We start from the raw sequence: 1858 nt of genomic DNA on the forward strand, positions 1-1858 counted from the left end.
TTTTAGCCTTCCGAAACTAAAAATCATTTAAGTCTTTTTTTGCCTACATAAAGTCCAACGGGGTCAGTCCGTTCATACCAATTAAAGGATCTATGGCATTTTCTCGAACCAATTTTCCCGTTAATATAACGTGAACAGGGCTCACTTCTACCGATTCATTCACTTCATTATTATTTGGTAAATGCCCAGCCTCTTTTTGGTGACCATCTTCTGTTAGTTGCACTTCTTCATAGGTAACAGCTTGCTGTTGTTTTTGTAGCTCGTTAGCCTCAGGTGTCTTTTTTTGATCCGCTTTGGTTAATTCTTCGTCTGTCAAACCGACAAATGCGCTTATGCGCTCTTTTAGCGTCGTTAAACGATTGGCGGATTGATTCGTAACACACGTTTCAAAAGCCTGTGTCTCTCCAAGCAAAATTAATTTATCTTTACTTCTGGTTACGGCTGTATAAAGCAGGTTTCTTTGCAACATACGTTGGTATTGGTAAACCATCGGCAAAATTACCATCTCAAACTCGCTACCTTGCGCTTTATGAATCGAACAACAATAAGATAAGGTAATTTTTTGCCAGTCATTGCGCTTATAGGTCACTTCATTGGCGTCAAATTGAATAACCAACTCGTCGACTTTATCTTCACTGTCTTTGGCGTAAATAATTCCCACGATTTGACCCATATCACCATTAAAAACATTTTCTTCTGGTGAATTAACTAGCTGTAGAACTTTATCCCCAATGCGATAAACGTGCTCGTGAAAGGTTACTTCTTTTTTTGTCCCATCATTGGGGTTAAAAATTTCTTGCATCATCTTGTTTAACGCATCAATTCCAGCAGGACCACGATACATAGGGGCTAACAATTGAATATCTTGGGCGCTAAACCCTTTGGCTTTTGCCTTTTTAACAATTTGTGCAATTAAAGGTTCAATTTGTTGCGCATGACAAGGAAAAAAAGAGCGATCCGCTTGGTTTTTAGTGAAATCGGCTGGTAAGCGGCCGTTTTTAATCTCATGGGCCAATGAAATAATCGTCGAACCGTCCCCTTGGCGATAAATGTCAGTTAACTCGCGCTGGGGAATTGCTTTTATCTGTAGCAGATCATGTAATACTTGACCTGGACCGACAGAAGGTAATTGATCTTTATCACCAACAAAAATAACCTGCATATTACTCGGAATTGCTTTTAGCAAAGAATTAGCTAACCATGTGTCTAACATCGACATTTCATCGACAATTAACAACCCTCCAGCCAATTCATTGATTTCTGTCTCACCGACTTTTTCTCTACCCGTTAAACCCAGTAAGCGGTGAATCGTACCACTGGGCAATCCTGTTGTCTCGTTCATACGCTTTGCCGCACGGCCAGTTGGTGCGGCTAAAAGAATTGGAAAAACCTCTTGTGTATAATCCAATGGCTCCAAACTTAAATCATTTAATTCAGCAAATAATTGTACGATTCCGTTAATAACCGTCGTCTTACCGGTACCAGGACCGCCAGTCAAAATAAATAATGGTGAAGCCAACGCTGCTTTAATCGCTTCAGCTTGTGATGTCCCATATTTAATCTTGAGTCGTTTTTCCAAACTGGCTAATTTTTTTTCAATCGTTTTTTCTGGGTACTTAATTTCTTTTTTGCGCTGCAACATTCGCTGAATCGACCCAGCAATTCCAATCTCGGCAAAATATAGACTGTTTTCGTAAATACGCGTAGCTTCTTGCTGAATTTTATCTTCCTCAGTTAACGCGATAATTACATCGGCTAACTGTTCGGGGTTAATTTCTACCGGACGACTTTTTTCCAGTAGGGTTAAGGTATCGTCTAACAAGGTATCCGCTTTGACATACGTATCCCCACTTTGCAG

The 1858-nt window shown here is 40.0% G+C and carries 1 protein-coding gene; it reads right to left on the reverse strand.

Annotation, left to right across the window (positions count from 1 at the left end; translation table 11 throughout):
* Positions 1-43: 43 nt before the first annotated feature.
* The coding region (gene recD2 / locus JZO76_RS14090; protein WP_206905909.1) for an SF1B family DNA helicase RecD2 at positions 44-1858 on the reverse strand (1815 nt) is incomplete at its 5' end.

The sequence above is a fragment of the Candidatus Enterococcus myersii genome (assembly GCF_017316025.1).
In the GTDB taxonomy this organism is placed as follows: domain Bacteria; phylum Bacillota; class Bacilli; order Lactobacillales; family Enterococcaceae; genus Enterococcus_C; species Enterococcus_C montenegrensis.